The organism is Paraburkholderia antibiotica (assembly GCF_012927125.1).
Taxonomy (GTDB): Bacteria; Pseudomonadota; Gammaproteobacteria; order Burkholderiales; family Burkholderiaceae; genus Paraburkholderia; species Paraburkholderia antibiotica.
Genome location: NZ_JABBFZ010000042.1, coordinates 1 through 16,447 on the forward strand (window position 1 = coordinate 1; position 16,447 = coordinate 16,447).

General features: G+C 57.5%; 15 protein-coding genes and 2 pseudogenes. 7 read left to right on the forward strand and 10 right to left on the reverse strand.

Annotation, left to right across the window (positions count from 1 at the left end; translation table 11 throughout):
• Positions 1-187, forward strand: a 187-nt coding sequence (locus HHL14_RS32975; protein WP_206002618.1) for a hypothetical protein, incomplete at its 5' end; no start/stop codon positions are given.
• Here the strand turns inward: HHL14_RS32975 and HHL14_RS32205 are convergent.
• The 8 genes from HHL14_RS32205 to HHL14_RS32240 form a co-directional block, all read right to left on the reverse strand.
• Positions 168-1,346 carry an IS256 family transposase gene (locus tag HHL14_RS32205; protein WP_230413304.1) on the reverse strand — a complete coding sequence of 393 codons (1,179 nt, stop codon included), beginning with the start codon at positions 1,344-1,346 and terminating at the stop codon, positions 168-170. The genes HHL14_RS32975 and HHL14_RS32205 overlap by 20 nt on opposite strands.
• Complete coding sequence (locus HHL14_RS32210) at positions 1,324-2,043, reverse strand: IS6 family transposase (protein ID WP_169501649.1); 720 nt, start codon at positions 2,041-2,043, stop codon at positions 1,324-1,326. Before HHL14_RS32210 ends, HHL14_RS32205 begins: the two co-directional genes overlap by 23 nt.
• Positions 2,043-2,420 carry a glutathione S-transferase family protein gene (locus tag HHL14_RS32215; protein WP_169501650.1) on the reverse strand — a complete coding sequence of 126 codons (378 nt, stop codon included), beginning with the start codon at positions 2,418-2,420 and terminating at the stop codon, positions 2,043-2,045. Before HHL14_RS32215 ends, HHL14_RS32210 begins: the two co-directional genes overlap by 1 nt.
• A 19-nt stretch (positions 2,421-2,439) precedes the next feature.
• On the reverse strand, positions 2,440-3,477 hold the full coding sequence (locus HHL14_RS32220; RefSeq protein ID WP_206002619.1) for a Csu type fimbrial protein: 1,038 nt from the start codon (positions 3,475-3,477) through the stop codon (positions 2,440-2,442).
• Positions 3,474-5,804 (reverse strand): fimbria/pilus outer membrane usher protein, encoded by a 2,331-nt coding sequence (locus tag HHL14_RS32225; protein WP_329601775.1) that lies wholly within the window; start codon positions 5,802-5,804, stop codon positions 3,474-3,476. The genes HHL14_RS32220 and HHL14_RS32225 overlap by 4 nt, the downstream gene beginning before the upstream one ends.
• Positions 5,805-5,829: 25 nt before the next feature.
• Positions 5,830-6,582 carry a fimbrial biogenesis chaperone gene (locus HHL14_RS32230; protein ID WP_169501652.1) on the reverse strand — a complete coding sequence of 251 codons (753 nt, stop codon included), beginning with the start codon at positions 6,580-6,582 and terminating at the stop codon, positions 5,830-5,832.
• Positions 6,583-6,590: 8 nt separating this feature from the next.
• Complete coding sequence (locus tag HHL14_RS32235; protein ID WP_169501653.1) at positions 6,591-7,127, reverse strand: spore coat protein U domain-containing protein; 537 nt, start codon at positions 7,125-7,127, stop codon at positions 6,591-6,593.
• Positions 7,128-7,754: 627 nt separating this feature from the next.
• Positions 7,755-7,943 carry a hypothetical protein gene (locus HHL14_RS32240; protein WP_169501654.1) on the reverse strand — a complete coding sequence of 63 codons (189 nt, stop codon included), beginning with the start codon at positions 7,941-7,943 and terminating at the stop codon, positions 7,755-7,757.
• A gap of 539 nt (positions 7,944-8,482) precedes the next feature.
• Between HHL14_RS32240 and HHL14_RS32245 the strand changes: the two genes are divergently transcribed.
• Positions 8,483-9,184: a response regulator transcription factor gene (locus HHL14_RS32245; RefSeq protein ID WP_169501655.1), complete on the forward strand. Its 702-nt coding sequence runs from the start codon at positions 8,483-8,485 to the stop codon at positions 9,182-9,184.
• Positions 9,185-9,210: 26 nt separating this feature from the next.
• Positions 9,211-9,315, forward strand: a pseudogene (locus HHL14_RS32250) (IS6 family transposase); the annotation flags it as partial.
• 54 nt (positions 9,316-9,369) lie between these two features.
• Here HHL14_RS32250 and HHL14_RS32255 read toward each other — a convergent pair.
• Both HHL14_RS32255 and HHL14_RS32260 read right to left on the reverse strand, forming a co-directional pair.
• Positions 9,370-9,975 (reverse strand): annotated as a pseudogene (locus tag HHL14_RS32255) (IS6 family transposase); the annotation flags it as partial.
• A gap of 36 nt (positions 9,976-10,011) precedes the next feature.
• A complete protein-coding gene (locus tag HHL14_RS32260) occupies positions 10,012-11,283 on the reverse strand; it encodes an IS256 family transposase (RefSeq protein ID WP_407945324.1) in 1,272 nt (423 codons plus the stop codon).
• 869 nt (positions 11,284-12,152) lie between these two features.
• On the opposite strand from HHL14_RS32260, the gene HHL14_RS32980 reads away from it, so the two are divergent.
• From HHL14_RS32980 to HHL14_RS32280, 4 genes are all read left to right on the forward strand, one after another.
• Positions 12,153-13,349 carry a lysozyme inhibitor LprI family protein gene (locus HHL14_RS32980; RefSeq protein WP_206002620.1) on the forward strand — a complete coding sequence of 399 codons (1,197 nt, stop codon included), beginning with the start codon at positions 12,153-12,155 and terminating at the stop codon, positions 13,347-13,349.
• Between the two features lie 297 nt (positions 13,350-13,646).
• Positions 13,647-13,751, forward strand: coding sequence for a DUF3761 domain-containing protein (locus tag HHL14_RS34045; protein ID WP_407945325.1), 105 nt, complete (start codon positions 13,647-13,649; stop codon positions 13,749-13,751).
• A gap of 136 nt (positions 13,752-13,887) precedes the next feature.
• Positions 13,888-14,436 carry a hypothetical protein gene (locus tag HHL14_RS32275; protein WP_169501657.1) on the forward strand — a complete coding sequence of 183 codons (549 nt, stop codon included), beginning with the start codon at positions 13,888-13,890 and terminating at the stop codon, positions 14,434-14,436.
• A gap of 219 nt (positions 14,437-14,655) precedes the next feature.
• Positions 14,656-16,161 (forward strand): DUF4041 domain-containing protein, encoded by a 1,506-nt coding sequence (locus HHL14_RS32280; protein WP_230413305.1) that lies wholly within the window; start codon positions 14,656-14,658, stop codon positions 16,159-16,161.
• Positions 16,162-16,447 lie beyond the last annotated feature (286 nt).

Sequence of the window (16,447 nt, forward strand, 5' to 3'; positions counted from 1 at the left end):
CTTCGAATTTGATGCTTCAACGACGTTCAACTACGCGAGACATTTCGCGATGATCGACTGCTTCGGCCGCACTTGGGCCGTAGGAGAATATCGATGCTATGGCTGCGTTGGATCGATCCATATCTATGAACCTGTCCGCATTTTTGTGTGCGAGGCGGTTAGCGGATTTAGCCGCGTGCGTTGGTGAAGCGCTCACCAAACAGGATGGCAAACTGGTTCATGGCTGATTTCCAGTCGAAGGTGGCCCGTACGGACTTGGCCAGTACATTGCGCAGAGCGAGCCAGAGAAGCTTGATGGCGGCCTCGTCGTTGGGGAAGTGTCCACGGGTCTTGATGATCTTGCGCAGTTGCATGTTCAGACTCTCAATGGCGTTTGTGGTGTACACCACCCGGCGTATCTCCGGTGGAAACACAAAAAATGACGTGACGTTTTCCCATGCTCGCCGCCAGGATTGCACGATGGTCGGATACTTCGTTCCCCACGGCCCTTCGGCGAAGGCTGCCAGGGCTTGCAGCGCGGCCTGCTCATTCACCGCGGTATAGATGGGCCTGAGCGCGGCAGCGACGGCCTTGCGATCCTTGTAGCTCGCGTACTCCAGACTGTTGCGCATCAGGTGCACGATGCAGGTCTGCACGGTCGTACGCGGGTATGCCGTGCCAATCGCCTCGGCCAGTCCCTTCAGGCCGTCGACCACCGCGATCAGGATGTCCTGGCAGCCGCGCGTTTTGAGCTCGTTGAACACCTTGAGCCAGAACCTGGCACCCTCGGTCTGTTCGATCCACAGGCCGGGCACGTCGCGCTGGCCGTCAGCCTGGATGCCCAGCGCCAGATAGACGGCCTTGTTGCTGACCACGCCGTCATCGCGGATCTTCACGCGCAGCGCATCGAAGAACACCACCGGGTACATCACCTCGAGCGGACGGCTCTGCCAGGCGAGCGTTTCGGCCATCACCTCGTCGGTAACCGAGCTGATGAAATCGGGTGAAACCTCGCTGCCATAGGCTTCGGCCAGAAATGCCTGGATCTCGCGCACACTCATGCCGCGCGCGTACATGGCGATGATGCGTTCATCGAAACCGGTAAAACGGCGCTCGTGTTTCGGAATCAGGACGGGCTCAAAACTGCCGTCACGATCGCGCGGCAGATCGACCCTGAGCGGGCCATAATCGGTGATGAGCGTCTTGCCGCTGGCACCGTTGCGTTCGTTGCTCTCGCCGTCGGGTTTGGGCTGACCCGCCGGGTAGCCCAGATGCATCTTCATCTCGGCGACTCTGGTGCAAATAGCTAGTGGGGCGGAATTGTCTTCAATAAATAAGGATGCCTTATTTATTGAAGAGGACGGCATTCCAGACGGAGTGCGCAGCGGTATCCTTGAGCCCCAGAGCACAGAGGTCGAACTGACCCTTGCGAATGCGGTGCATCAACTCGATCCCTGAAATCGTGATCGCGGCACTCCTGAACCGTTTGAAGCCGAGCATCACGTTCGTTCTGGACTTGATGTTTCTATGGTCCTGCTCGATCAGGTTGTTCAGGTACTTTGAGGTCCGGACCTTCGTGTCCTCAGGCAGCAATCCACCGGCCTTCATCTCACGTACTGCCCGGTGTGAGGCAGCATGTCCATCGAGCGTGATCGTCTTCGGAGGCTGGCCCTGATGTTTGATGGCCTTGCTGAAAAAGGCTTTCGCCGCAGCCACGTCGCGTTTTGCTCTGAGTATGAAGTCTACCGTCTGGCCGGACCTATCCACTGCCCGGTACAGATAAACCCATTTGCCACGGAGCTTCACGTAGGTTTCGTCTACGCGCCACGATCGGCCTGCTGCCGTGGCAAAGCGATTCCAGCGCTTGACGAATTCCGGCGTAAAGCGCTTTACCCAGCGCATGATCGTCGTATGCGCCAGCGACAAACCCCGCTCGGCCATCATCTCGACCAGATCGCGCAGACTGAGCTTGTAGCGAAGGTACCAACGCACGCACAGAACAATGATCTCACGATCAAAATGCCGACCGTCGAATACCCCCTCCTGACCTTTCCGCTTGCTCATCACCGGCCACCAGATTGATTGGATCGCCACTTTAACCGATCCGGTAAGCCTATTTGAACCAGAGCCCTCACGTTCGGTGTATGTGAAAACACACCGAATTCGGCGACCTCGTCGAGCACGTCGAAATAGCGAAAGATGGGTGCGAAAACGGCATCAACCAGGCTGAAGGTTTCGCCGGCAAAGTACGGGCCTTGGTGGTCCCGCGCAGACAAGAAAGCCTCCACGCGGGCATACAACTGCGCGAGTTCTTCTCGGCGCACGTCGAATGCCCCGGCGTCGGCCGCTGAGTAGAATCCACCAGTACGGCTCAACACGGTTGAGCCGTACTCCATCCATGCCCGGTGTTGCGCTCGCACGAGCGGGTCTTCGAGATACATCCTCACATCCAGGCGGCCCCTAATAGTTCACATTGACGGTAACGGTATCGGCGTAACTGTCTGGCGTGTAGTTGGCACTGGGCGCGGTTGCGTAGACTGTGAGCGACTGGGCCAGACCGCTTCCACTACCGGCTTTACCGTTGCCTGTCGTCGTCGAGGTGGCTGTGTTGCCCCACGGCGTTCCGCCCGGGCCGGGTGTCGAACTGAGCTGGTAAGGCACCTGATCAGTGTTGCCACTGCGGGTGCCCTTCATGACGCCGGCACCCGCGGTGTTGCCGTTTGAAGGCGCCAGGCCCACGAAATAAGGCGTGCCATTGGTGCAGGTCACGCTGAGGGTATTGCTGGCGGTGGTGTTGACGGCGGTAAAGGGAACTGCGCCAAGGTTGACGTTGTTGGCGGTGACGACGCAGGCCTTCTGCACCGTAGCGGACGCGAGAAATGTCGCACTCCCGGCAGTGAGGGTGTTCGGGCCGCTCGTGCAGGAACCCGGTGGCGTGCTCGTATTCGTGTTGTAGGAACCGTTGACGGTGGCAGAGAGCGTACTGTTGTAAGTACCGGCCGGGGCGGTCGTCTGTCCGCCAGGCAACTGTGCATAGAACGGGGTCTGGCCGGTGACCGTGGTCGACAGGATCAGCCCGGCTGGAATCGCCACAGAAATACCCAACGGTATCGGTGTCCCCGAGGTCGCCGTGGAACCCCATATCTGGCTATGCGTCGCGTTGGCATACAGCTGGTATTGCAGGGTGTTGCTGCCGTTGCTGAGCAGACGCGGGGTGGCCTGGGCACCACCGGTGCCGGTATTGAGGTTCAGGCACATCACAATGTTTGCCTGGGGTGACAGGAAAAGACCCAGGATCCCTGTGCTGGTACAGGACCACCCGATCGAACCGCTGACATTGATGGTGCCGGTCGTGAAGTCGACGGTGCCGAACTGGACATTGCTGATGGTGGGGTTGACGCAACTGATGGTCTGGGCTTGAGCGGGGTGCGGCAGGCCAAGGCCGCCGGTCAGCAGCATCAGGATGAGCAGTAGCGTGCGTTGACAGCGGTGGCTCATGGGGAGGCGTCCTTGCGACAAAGGAGCGGACCGATCGAGGGAATGGTCTGGCTCGCGTTGTGGTAATCAAAACTTGCCCGGCACACGCCTGTGGGCGTGTGGACGATGAGCGTATTGTGCTCGTCCAGGGTGTCCAGGTAGACCGTGCCGTCGAAGCCGGTCATGGAACCGGTGTCGGCCTGGCCCTGGATGGTCACGCGGCTGCCGAGTGGCAGGGGCTGGCCGCTGTCGTCATGCAGGATGACCGAGGCAGCGCGGATCGGGGTAATGCCAAAGCGCACCAGCGTTCCGGCGCGGTCGGTGGGCGTTGCGAGCGCCTTGACGCGATCGATCCGTACGTCCGCGGGAAGATCCATTGGATCAATGCTGAGCTGGTTGTTCTGATAGGCATTCAGCGGCGAGACCAACAGCATACCCTGACTGTCGGTCGTGCCGATCAGATTGTTCTCGAGCTTCACTGGCACATGAGCAATGCCATCGGTGGATATCACGGCGAAACCCGTGCTGATCTGCCGTGTGGCAAAGACGTCGCCGCCCATCAGCACCAGCGCGCCGGTGGCACCGGCATACCCGTAGCGGGTTTGGCCGACGGAATTGACACCAGCCTGCACCTGGCCGTAGCGCCCCAGATAATCGACTTCACCCTGCCCGCCATTCTGGTCATCGCCCTGACGCAGGGCCGCGCGCCAACTGAAGCCCCCCTCACTCGGCGGTGACTGGCTCGCATTGACGACGAATCCGGTACTGTTGCCAGTGCGCTGTACGCTGCTGCTCACCGTCACGTTGTGTTCCAGTGCGATAGTGGCCACCAGAAACATACTTCGACTTGCCGCGTTCCCGATATTCTGGTTGAAGCTGAGACTCAGCGACAACGACCGCCCGATGGATTTGGACCAGTACGCGCTGGCAAAACGGGTGACATCCTGCTGTGGGTAGCGCAATTGCACGTAGCTCACGCCGAAACTGCCCAGATGATCGGTGCTGTAGCCGGCGACCGCCTGCCCGCTGAGGTTGGGCGGCGGAGGCCCATAAAGCGTAGCCACATCGCTGTATTGGCCCCGGGTGTGAATACCGTTGACGCTGAAATTGAAGCGATCGTTGCGCCAGCTGTAACCCAGCCCGTACAGCGAGCCAGTATGACCCGCATACGCGCTCTGCGCCAGTGACGCGGAAACTACGCCACCGGCGCTGCCCAGCAGCAAGGCGGCGCCGCCACCGCCGTTGATCAGCCTGCTGGTACCCTCGGCGTGTGCTTCGACCGTGAGGTGGTCGCTGACACCGTAGCGCCACGTGCCACTGCCAATGGGATCATGGCCGTAGCTGAACGAGGTCAGCCCGTAGTTCTCGCGCACGACACCGAATTCCGCCGACCAGTCGGAGAGGCCCTGCTTCAGCAATTGCTGTTCGTCGTACAACGAGAAATTAAGGGTGGTGGCGCGGCCCAGTGCATCCGTCAGCACGACTTGCGCGTTGCCGGCGCCGCTGATGTTGGGGATCGTGTTGAGCTGGAACGGCCCCGCCGGCACCTGGCCGTTGTATTGCTGCATGCCGTTGATGAACAGTTGTACATTCGAGGGCAGCGTGGCCGACCCGAAGAAGGCCGGTAGCGGCGCGGTAACCAGATAGGGCTGTAACGTGAAATTGGTGCCCAGCTGTACGCCCGCGATGCGGGTGGAGCGCGACCACGACAACGCGTCAGTCAGCGTGTCGCCGAGCCGCAACGTCAGCAGGCTGTCCGGAAACGAGGTACTCCAGCTGGTATCCAGACGCACGGAACGGTTCTGCCAACCCGTGCCGTTGCTGTGGGTGGCCTGCGAGAGTGCCGTGGAGCTGAATACACCACTGCCGTTGAAGGCGCGCAGTTCGGTGAACCCGCTCAGGCTGCTGCCCTGCTGGCCCTCGGTCCCGAAGATGTCATAGTTCAGCAGGACGCCGGGCGAGGCGGTTGCGTGGGGACGGCTGTTGTCGGGCGCATTGAGCACTGTCGTGTCCAGCCTGAGCATGCTCAGGGGCGCGCTGATGGCTACAGCCTGGCGACTGGCGTCGTAGTTCACTTGCACCCCATTCAGACTATTCAGGCGTACCGGATCGGGTGTGCTGGCCGGCAGTGCAAAACCAAGCTCATGCAAGGTTGCGATGCTGGCCCATAGCTCGCCGTCGAGGTAACCGAAATGCGCCAGACCACCCTGGGCACCGTTGAGGGTGGCCTCAAGGTACAGGTCGGTACCGCCGAGACGGGTCACGCTGTCACTGCTGTCGGTGAGCTGCGTGGTATTGGCTGCAGAGCCGGCCGGCGTGGCCGTATCGGCGGCATGACTGCCAGACACGAGCAGGCTCTGAAGCAGGATAGCTTCAGTGAGAACGATCGGCCAACGACAGATTTTGCGTGGCCTTCTCGCCATTCACCATTGCCTCAAGAGTGCCACCAGATGCAAAAACTGCCGCGGATGGCTTCAGCATCCAGTGCCTGGTTGCGCCCGGTAAAACGTAGCCAAGCAGGCCCGGGGTGATGTCGGTACGCCGACCCGTGGAGTCGATATAACTCAGACCCGCCAGCTGGGCATGGCTACCACCCTGATTGCTCACCTGCAGCGTCACATGATCGCCATCACGCGACAGACTCCATTGCAATTGTGGTGGAGCGGCGGCCGCTCCGGCAGGCTGGATGAAGACGGGCACCGAGTAATGCAGCACGAACTGCAACCCCGGCTTGCCTTGCGCGTTGACCGGCAACTCGTCGATTGCTAACCGGTAAGCGTCTTCCACCGCGCCGGCACCATTGGGCGGCGCACCTACCCGGATGACCCGTACCAGTTGGCGATCGCCTGCCGCCAGTTGAAGCATTGGTGGGCTGACTACCAGACCGCGCGACTCCGCGAGTTGATCGCCCTGGCTATCCTGCGTCCAGTGGTACACGCGCACCTGGGCATGCACCACGCTGTCGCCGGTATTGCTGAGCCATAATCCATCGGCATTCTGCGAAGCCTTCAGACTGAGGGTAGTGGGTGCCACCTGCAAACCGCTCGCATCGGCACTTCCGCCTGCCGCCAGCAAACTGACGAGCAGACCGCTGCACAGCGCACGCAGCAACCAGGTACGTTTCATGACGGAGGTCAGAAGTTCACGTTGACGGTAACAGTATCAGCATAGCTGTCCGGCGTGAAGTTGGCGCTGGCGGCAGTGGCATAAACCGTCAGCGATTGCGCGAGGCCCGTACCGGTACCGGCCACGCCATTGCCCACCGATGTCGAGGTTGCGGTATTGCCCCATGGCGTACCCGAGGGGCCGGGGGTGGAACTCAGCTGGTACGGCACCTTGTCGGTGTTCCCCGCCAGCGCGTCGGCCGTGCTCATCGCACCGCTACCGGTGGTGGTGCCGCCGTTGGCCGCCGACGGCGCGAGGCCAACGTAGTATGGCGTGGTCTTCGAGCAGGTCACGCTAATGGTGTTGCTGCCGGTGGTGTTCACCGCAGTGGAACTCACGGTGCCGAGGTTGATGTTGGAGGCAGCGCCAGCCGTCACGGAGCACGCCTGCTGGATCGTGATCATCACCTGAAAGGTGGCCGTGGCAGGGCCGGCGGCGGTGGCGGGAAGGGACAGGCCAGCAGTGGCGAGCAAAGCGGTGGCGAGCAGGATCTTGTTGAGCGACATGAAAGCATCTCCCGATGCATAAATGAAATAGAAAATTCAAACAAAACGAAGCAGCGGCTGTGAAACTGGGGCGCGCATACGTGGTTCTGCCGAAAACCCGTTACGCGGGAATTTCCGACATCGCGCAATTGCGACCTCAGCGACCAACAATCTGGAGAATGCCAACCTGTCGGGCATCGACCACCGCCCGCGGCTGCACACTTTCATCTGGAGTTACACATCGGACATTTCTTCCTGCCGACGCATACTTATTAGAATTGCGACCAACTAAAAAATATTTAAAACGCATCTGCCAGTTTCGCCCCCAACATGCAATCAGATGTAACTGCAGCTCACTGAACGAGGCGAATCGTACCGATAAATCTGCATACAGAAAGTTAACAATTGAAAATCAACCTTGACCATTCGATTTCTGAGGTTCTGAATCAGGTCCACTCATTCAACCAGGAAGCACCAAAAGCCTTGACGGTAAAGGATGTTGCGCTTCCGGCTTCGCCATCACCGGTCATCGCCATCGGAGGTAGTCCGGAGTTGTTTTTTAAATGTTTGCGTAGCCTATCGAACAGACACTTTTTCTATGTTTTAAAAACCTAAATAATAATATTCGCATAAGACCGGCCAGAGTTATCAGAAGGGCAGTTCTGTTCGAATAAGCTCGGCGGATAGTTTTGTCGCAGTAATAATCAAGCGGCGAGCAGGATAGATATGCAGTACGGCCAATAAAAGCGAAAACACAATGAAAGCCGCCTTTAAATATCCGCAACTGGGTTTGCTATTTGCGCTGTGTTTCGCGCTGCCCCGCTCCTTCATTGTCATATTAGCTCCAAGGCGATGACCGATAGATCAATGCCTGATTGATGCATGGCAGTCGCGTGACGGGATCAAATGAGGAGAAATTCGTCGTTTGGCGAGTTGCGGACATTGGTCGTTCGCGCGTGTGATGGCAATTCTTATCCGATCGGCGGCATTTGAGCGAGTCATCGCATTTCCCGACCAATCTGGAAAGAGCCGCTGCCTGGTGCATCGTGGATCTGAGGCGATCACCCCGTGATGAGGCGGGCCGTAGATCGCCAGATCGTGACCCAACCAATCTGTCCGTCGAACAGGTCAAGCTTAGATGGAGCACATCAGGAGTTCCCTAACCGTCAATGTCGCAGCGCGGGACCCGTGGCCCTGCGCGTATTGCCGCCTCTGTGGCGCGGTTCGGCTCACCAGGGTTCTATCGGGTCGCCGCAGCGGCATCGCAGCCGTTCACTGGGGTTTGTAGCGGGTGAACGGTATGCAGAAATTGGTTAAAATTGTCAAATTGTTAAAAATAATTCACCGCGACGCGGTGAACGCTCATGAGAGGACGAATGAGAATTGCGATACTCGAGGACGATCCAGTCCAGGCGGCTTTAGTCATGGAAACGTTGTCAACGGCCGGGTACAGTTGCCATGAATTTTCGAAGGGGAAGGCGCTTGTTCACGCCCTACGGCGGCAAACTTTCGATCTGCTGCTGCTTGACTGGGAGGTGCCGGACCTGAGTGGCAAGGATGTATTGCAATGGGTCCGGGAAAGCCAGGCGGAGCGCACTCCGGTGATTTTCATGACCGCACGCGGTCGCGAAGACGACATCACGTCAATACTGAACGCCGGCGCGGACGACTATCTCATCAAGCCCGTCACCTCCGGTGTGCTGCTCGCGCGTGTCTCAGCGTTGTTGCGTCGTGCGTATGCGATCAATCCCTTGTCTACGAAAGAGGTCTTTGGCGATTTCGAGTTTGATCTACCTTCAGGACAGGTCTTGAAAAACGGGATACCAGTAACTGTAACGCAGCGTGAATTCGCGCTCGCACTGTTGCTGTTCCAGAATCTCGGGCGGCCGCTGTCACGCGCGCACATTGCCGAGCTGGTGTGGAAGCAGGCGCCCGACGTTTCGTCACGGACGATGGATACGCACGTTTCGTTGTTGCGCACGAAACTCGGCCTGCGCCCGGAAGGCGGATACCGACTGGCGCCCGTCTACGGCTACGGATATCGTCTTGAACAGCTTGCCGCGGCACTGTCAGGTTGATGGAGAGGCGGCGGTAGAATGAAGCGATGAAGAAGACAAAATCGCTTTATCACGGCCACCGCTTCCCTGCCGTCGTCATAAGCCGCGCGGTTGGCTGGTATTTCCGGTTCAGCCTGAGCCTGCGCGATATGGCTCTGGTGCAAATAGCCGATGGGGCGGAGATGCCTTCAATAAATAAGGATACCTTATTTATTGAACAGGACGGCATTCCAGACGGATGGCGCAGCGGTATCCTTGAGTCCAAGAGCGTAGAGATCGAACTGACCCTTGCGAATGCGGTGCATCAACTCGATCCCTGAAATCGTGATCGCGGCACTCCTGAACCGTTTGAAGCCGAGCATCACGTTCGTTCTGGACTTGATGTTTCTATGGTCCTGCTCGATCAGGTTGTTCAGGTACTTCGAGGTCCGGACCTTCGTGTCCTCAGGCAGTACGCCATCGGCCTTCATCTCACGCACGGCCCGGTGCGAGGCCGCGTATCCATCGAGCGTGATCGTCTCCGGTGGCTGGCCCTGATGTTTGATGGCCTTGCTGAAAAACGCTTTGGCCGCATTCACATCGCGCTTCGCCCTGAGCATGCAGTCCACTGTCCGGCCGGCCCGATCCACCGCCCGGTAGAGATAGATCCATTTGCCACGGAGCTTCACATACGTTTCGTCGACGCGCCACGACTGTCCCGCGGGGGTTGCGAAACGGTTCCAGCGCTTGACGAACTCCGGCGTAAAGCGCTTTACCCAGCGCATGATCGTCGTGTACGTCAGCGACAAACCCCGCTCGGCCATCATCTGAACCTGTCCGCATTTTTGTGTGCGAGGCGGTTAGCGGATTTAGCCGCGTGCGTTGGTGAAGCGCTCACCAAACAGGATGGCAAACTGGTTCATGGCTGATTTCCAGTCGAAGGTGGCCCGTACGGACTTGGCCAGTACATTGCGCAGAGCGAGCCAGAGAAGCTTGATGGCGGCCTCGTCGTTGGGGAAGTGTCCACGGGTCTTGATGATCTTGCGCAGTTGCATGTTCAGACTCTCAATGGCGTTTGTGGTGTACACCACCCGGCGTATCTCCGGTGGAAACACAAAAAATGGCGTGACGTTTTCCCATGCTCGCCGCCAGGATTGCACGATGGTCGGATACTTCGTTCCCCACGGCCCTTCGGCGAAGGCTGCCAGGGCTTGCAGCGCGGCCTGCTCATTCACCGCGGTATAGATGGGCCTGAGCGCGGCAGCGACGGCCTTGCGATCCTTGTAGCTCGCGTACTCCAGACTGTTGCGCATCAGGTGCACGATGCAGGTCTGCACGGTCGTACGCGGGTATGCCGTGCCAATCGCCTCGGCCAGTCCCTTCAGGCCGTCGACCACCGCGATCAGGATGTCCTGGCAGCCGCGCGTTTTGAGCTCGTTGAACACCTTGAGCCAGAACCTGGCACCCTCGGTCTGTTCGATCCACAGGCCGGGCACGTCGCGCTGGCCGTCAGCCTGGATGCCCAGCGCCAGATAGACGGCCTTGTTGCTGACCACGCCGTCATCGCGGATCTTCACGCGCAGCGCATCGAAGAACACCACCGGGTACATCACCTCGAGCGGACGGCTCTGCCAGGCGAGCGTTTCGGCCATCACCTCGTCGGTAACCGAGCTGATGAAATCGGGTGAAACCTCGGTGCCATAGGCTTCGGCCAGAAATGCCCGGATCTCGCGCACACTCATGCCGCGCGCGTACATGGCGATGATGCGTTCATCGAAACCGGTAAAACGGCGCTCGTGTTTCGGAATCAGGACGGGCTCAAAACTGCCGTCACGATCGCGCGGCAGATCGACCCTGAGCGGGCCATAATCGGTGATGAGCGTCTTGCCGCTGGCACCGTTGCGTTCGTTGCTCTCGCCGTCGGGTTTGGGCTGACCCGCCGGGTAGCCCAGATGCATCTTCATCTCGGCGCCCATCGCGCGCTCGATGAGTGCCTTGTTGAATGCCAGCATCAGGTCCTGGACCTCGGTGGGCGTCATCGGGCCTTTGACCAGGTCATCCAGCAGACCTTCCGGCAGGGCAGGCAGCGGCCCTCGGGCCGCTGCCTGAGAAGCGACAGTGCGTTTCTTCTTCATCGGCATATCCATGACTTTTACCTCTCATGATAGGCCTCGCCCACAAAATTACGGATAGGTCCTGATTTGTTATTGGTCTATTAGCCAACAACAAATCAAGGAAGGGCCAAATTCGTATAGACCACCGACATCACCACCTCACCAAATCAACTACTACGATCAGAAACTGCACATGGCACCTGCGACGCCAGGCGCTTCTACAACGAAGTACCGACCGATGTCAGTTTCCATACCAAACCCAAGCGGCTTAGTGCTGATTTTTATTCGTCTCCCGTCAGCAAAAATATGCAATAGAAATTAAATATGAAAAATTATCGTAAATAATTGTCAATCCCAGAATATCTCAATTTATTCTTGTTGACTCACTCCAGTCCGAAACGTCACCCTGCACAACTACATGACTGACCCTGCGCTTATCACGCGCCTTTGCAAACTTACTGATATCCCGTTTATCTACGATCGGGTCAAAAACTGTAAAGGCCAGCGATGACCGCAAGACTCACCAAACCCGATGATCGGCCAGCAGCATCATCGTTTTATGGCAATAGCTGACAGATTTTCAGACCTTGCTGGATTGAGTCGGAATAGCTTCCGAGGTAGAAAATTTTTACAGGCTAGATCTGTCCCGAATCGTGGCCTTTCACTATCTTTGCGGTCTCAATGGACCGCGAATTTCGAGTCCAAGACACAGAGGGGAACCAAGACCCACATCAAGGTCAAATTTTCTTGATATTCAATCGTAGCCTTTAACAGCAGCGGCTTACGGCTAGATCTTCTGCGAAATCGGCGGGCGTAATGAGGCGTGGTGGTGGCCGAGGGCCTAGCCACTCCACGTGCGGCGCGCATACATTAGATACGGCGGGATACAGGTACAAATGGCACAAATTGAAGGACTTTCTAAACGCGAACAGGCAGCACTGGATTTTTCCAATACGGTCGAGAAGCGCGTTTCACATGCATTGCGCGCTTATCTTCTTTCTCACGGGACATACGCGCTTGCGGATCATCTGGACGATGCAATGTCCTTGGAGGAGCACAGCGCGGTCGCTGGCAAGCTACGTCCGCTATTACGTGTAACGGGTGACGCCACCACATTGGCGAGCGACTTGCATTCCATATCGCTCAGCGAAAAGGAGAAAGCGATGAAAGCCGTGTACGAAATCGAGCGAATCTGCTCTGAAAATAGTGGCCAGGTGACAGGAATCCCGGAGACCGTACAGAGCATGCTCGACCTGATTCGCCATTTCCGTGCCTCCTGCGGCTCGGGCCTGCCTATTTTTCTGATGCTTGCTGGAGGTGCTCTCGTTTTTGCAAGCGGCCTAATCGGTTCTGCTCTCGTGTTTGCAGGTGCATTTCTAGCATACGTCCGATTTCGATCATTCCGAAAAGACCAGAAGCGCATCCGCTCCTCGTTTGCTTCATCCAACGCACGTTTCGACGCGCTCGTTGTCAGCGAGGTAAGCCGTCGCCCGATGCTTCCGGCCAATCAGGAGTCGATTGGTCATTCGGTCTGGGCGGCAGGAGTACTCGCGGTGGCGTGTCTTTCCTACGTTGCCCTTCATACTGCGATTGACGACAAAAGTATTCCGCCAGACGCTCGGATCGACGGCACGTCAGCGTCTCATCGCGACACGAACAGGGACCTGTCATCGCGGGTCAGTCAGCCCAACAATGTCAGTGCACCCTCAAACAGCGAGCTTGCATCAGTCGACGTAGCGACAACCTCGGCTACCGAAGATACATCGACGGCTGAAGTATCCGAAAGCAGCTCCGGACCGCTTGCACAGAAAGTCTTCTATCCGACTAGCTTCGATTGTTCGAAGGCCAGATCAACCGCAGAACATTTGATCTGCACCGACCCCGAGCTTGCAAGCGATGATCGGGAGCTGGCGACCATTTTCCTGCAGGCGAAGGCGGCGGTTACAGATCAGGCCGCATTCAAGGAACGCACACGTCGGGAGTGGAACTACCGTGAGCGGTCTTGTCACGACCGGGAGTGCCTGGTGCGCTGGTACGCTGATCAGAAAACGGCACTTTCTCAGATGGCGACCACTGGGCGACTCGACGATTAAGCATGATGAAACCATGCCAGCGGCCCAACGCGTGACTTAACATCGAAAAAGAATTCACCGAAATCCGCTCTTATAGGCCTGTTTTCACTTCCCATGGAATTTACTCTTGCTACAAGCCGCGCAAGAACAAGCCGCAGTTTTCGCTACAGCGGCATCCATCGTTCAACCGGCTTATGCGCGGACATCAAGACAGGATACGTGGACGCAACCCGACGAGTCGGATCTTACGTACCGCGGGCACTACGTTAACCAGGATGGCTTGACGTACATTCCCCATCAAGAACGAGAGATAGCGCTATTCCACCGGGCGCATCGGCGAAATGCGGTGATGGGACCTACAGCTTCCGCCGGCATCATTCGAGTACCTGTGCGCGGTATAGTGGCGTCGCGGAGTGGAAGTAGCCTGCGGTAAAGGTTGACTGCCACCGCGCTTCGGTGCTTACAGCTATGACGTATTTTCGGGTGCGACAATTCTCGTAGCTCTATACCTGAACTGTCGAACAAATGCGTAAAAAAATTTCACCAACAAGAATGAAAAATGAACAAAAAAGAAGCTCGTAATTTGATTGAAGGAATGCTTTCCGCCGGAAGAAAAAAGCAGGACGTCTTCACTGCCTTGTCGGGAAAAGGAGTCAAGGATCGCGTACTTGCATATCGCATCGCAGCGTATGCCGATCCACAGCGATGTGCGGCTAACAAAGCACACATCAGAGCCTTGACCGTGATTGCCTGTATCGAACTTCTATTCGGCATGTTTGTTGCGTTTGGTATCGGCGCCCAGATTTCCCCTATTTCGGGATTAATCTTTGGTGTGCTCGCTGCGCTCTTCGGCGCTCTGTTTGTATGGGGTTTCGCGAAAAACAAGGCGAATATTTATAACGGATTTATCCTCATTTCGCTTACACAACTCCCGCGAGCATTCCAGGGATTTTCAACTGCCCCGGGTACTACCACAATAGCGGTGGCGATCAACATGACACTAGTTGCGTATGTCTGGTTTGTGAGAAGCCGGTTGTTTCCTGACTTTGCGTTTATTTCCCCACGAAAGACGAATGGGAAATATGTCTTTTTGGATGAAGCTAACTAACATAACCTGCGAATCGTTCGCGGGACTTTGAGAAGAATCGTGGTCTTAATTCTAATAATTCTATTCATTCTCGTCGCCGTGCTGCTTTGGCGATACTCCGTTGTCTCCAGTGCGCTATCGGTAAACAGAAAAGAGTCCGCCGATCTAAGTGCACGCTTCGACGCGTTGCGAACAGCGAAGGAGGAAAGTGACGCGACGAATACGAGCGCGCTTGCTACCTTGAAGGAACAACTGGCAGCAACGACGGCTGACAGAGACTCCCTCCTCCGGTTTGCCGACGTACGCGATACATCTGTCGAAGCTGACCGAATCAGAGCCGAAGCAGCTCAAGTCTTGGGCTTCGCAGAAAGCAAATCGGCTGCGTCGCTCGCGGCCGCAGAGGAAGCGGCAGCGCGTCTGGTGACAGACGCGACTGCCGAGGCCAGGCAGAAACGGGGCGAGGCTGAGCAAATGATTTCGCGCGCCAGCTTGCAAGCCGCGAAGGTTATTGAGGACGCCAACACACAGGCGCAGGAAATTGGTGGTGACGCCCTGCGTGCGCTCCAGGAGGCCGACCGGCTGACAGCAACCGTTGCCGCGATGAAAAACGTCATCGAAGGCTATGGGGATTCGTACATGATTCCCAGTCACAGTCTGCTGGATGACCTCGCGGAGGCCTATTCGCATACTGAAGCGGGCAAGCACCTCAAGGTTGCGCGAGACTATTCGAAATTGATGACAACGCAGAAGCGCGCGGCCGAGTGCGACTATGTTGAGAAGACCCGTCGCGACACCGCTATCCGGTTTGTGGTCGATGCGTTCAACGGGAAGGTGGACTCCATTCTTTCACGTGCCAAGGTAGATAATTTTGGCACACTGCAGCAGGAAATCAGGGATGCCGCCGCGCTGGTGAACCACAATGGCGCTGCGTTCCGGAGCGCGCGGATCTTAAAGGAATACATCGACGCGCGCATCGAAGAATTGGTTTGGGCGGTTCGCACTCACGAACTTCGCGAACGTGAGAAGGAAGAGCAGCGGCAGATTCGCGAGCAGATGCGTGAGGAAGAGAAAGCCCGCCGTGAATACGAGCGTGCAATGCGTGATGCAGCGAAGGAAGAGGACCTTATCCGACGCGCCATGGAGAAAGCCCAAGGTCGGATTGCGCAGGCAACCGAAGAACAGAAGGCACAGTTCGAGGCCCAGCTTGCAGAGCTTGAAGAGAAGTTGCGCCAGGCGGAGGAAAAGAATCAGCGCGCGCTTTCGATGGCGCAACAGACGAAGGCCGGACACGTCTACATCATTTCCAACATCGGTTCGTTCGGTGAGCATGTTTACAAGGTTGGTCTGACACGTCGCCTTGAGCCGATGGATCGCGTCCGTGAGCTTGGTGACGCGAGCGTGCCGTTCTCGTTCGACGTTCACGCGATGATCTGGTCGGAGAATGCTCCCGAGCTTGAGCATACGTTACATCGCAAGTTCTTCGAGGCACAGGTCAACAAGGTGAACCCGCGCAAGGAGTTCTTCCGTGTGGGGCTGGCGGATTTACGGGCAACCGTTGAGGACATGGGGCTAAACGTGTCCTGGACGATGACGGCTGCGGCTATGGAGTATCGCGAGAGCCTTGCGATTGCACGCCGGATTGAGGCGGACCCCAAGCGGCGCGACATGTGGTTCCGGCAGCAGCTTGCCTATGAGGCGGCTCTGGGCAGCGACGAGGACAGTGCGATTGAAACCTCCGAGATGTAGGCGGCCGATCTGTGCCGCGCTGCGATGCGGAGCGCGTGAGTCGCTACGAAGCGATCCGCGTGTTCCTCGACACGCTACCTGGCATGCGCGTACATCGCACCGATGCGACGTAGAGCCTACGTGTCCTACATCGAGTTGATATGGTGCATCCGCAATGCCGAGCCTGTCCGTCTTTTTGTGTGCGAGGCAGTTAAAAAAGGATTACCCGCGGGCAAGCGTAAAACGCTCGCCGAACAGGATGGCAAACTGGTTCATGGCTGATTTCCAGTCGAAGGCGGTGCGTACG

Bases quoted from the DNA above. Each gene is read 5' to 3' on its own strand.
- HHL14_RS32205 (WP_230413304.1), bottom strand. From the start codon at position 1,346: ATGCCGTCCTCTTCAATAAATAAGGCATCCTTATTTATTGAAGACAAT.
- HHL14_RS32210 (WP_169501649.1), bottom strand. From the start codon at position 2,043: ATGAGCAAGCGGAAAGGTCAGGAGGGGGTATTCGACGGTCGGCATTTT.
- HHL14_RS32215 (WP_169501650.1), bottom strand. From the start codon at position 2,420: ATGTATCTCGAAGACCCGCTCGTGCGAGCGCAACACCGGGCATGGATG.
- HHL14_RS32220 (WP_206002619.1), bottom strand. From the start codon at position 3,477: ATGAGCCACCGCTGTCAACGCACGCTACTGCTCATCCTGATGCTGCTG.
- HHL14_RS32230 (WP_169501652.1), bottom strand. From the start codon at position 6,582: ATGAAACGTACCTGGTTGCTGCGTGCGCTGTGCAGCGGTCTGCTCGTC.
- HHL14_RS32235 (WP_169501653.1), bottom strand. From the start codon at position 7,127: ATGTCGCTCAACAAGATCCTGCTCGCCACCGCTTTGCTCGCCACTGCT.
- HHL14_RS32240 (WP_169501654.1), bottom strand. From the start codon at position 7,943: ATGACAATGAAGGAGCGGGGCAGCGCGAAACACAGCGCAAATAGCAAA.
- HHL14_RS32245 (WP_169501655.1), top strand. From the start codon at position 8,483: ATGAGAATTGCGATACTCGAGGACGATCCAGTCCAGGCGGCTTTAGTC.
- HHL14_RS32260 (WP_407945324.1), bottom strand. From the start codon at position 11,283: ATGCCGATGAAGAAGAAACGCACTGTCGCTTCTCAGGCAGCGGCCCGA.
- HHL14_RS32980 (WP_206002620.1), top strand. From the start codon at position 12,153: ATGGCACAAATTGAAGGACTTTCTAAACGCGAACAGGCAGCACTGGAT.
- HHL14_RS32275 (WP_169501657.1), top strand. From the start codon at position 13,888: ATGAACAAAAAAGAAGCTCGTAATTTGATTGAAGGAATGCTTTCCGCC.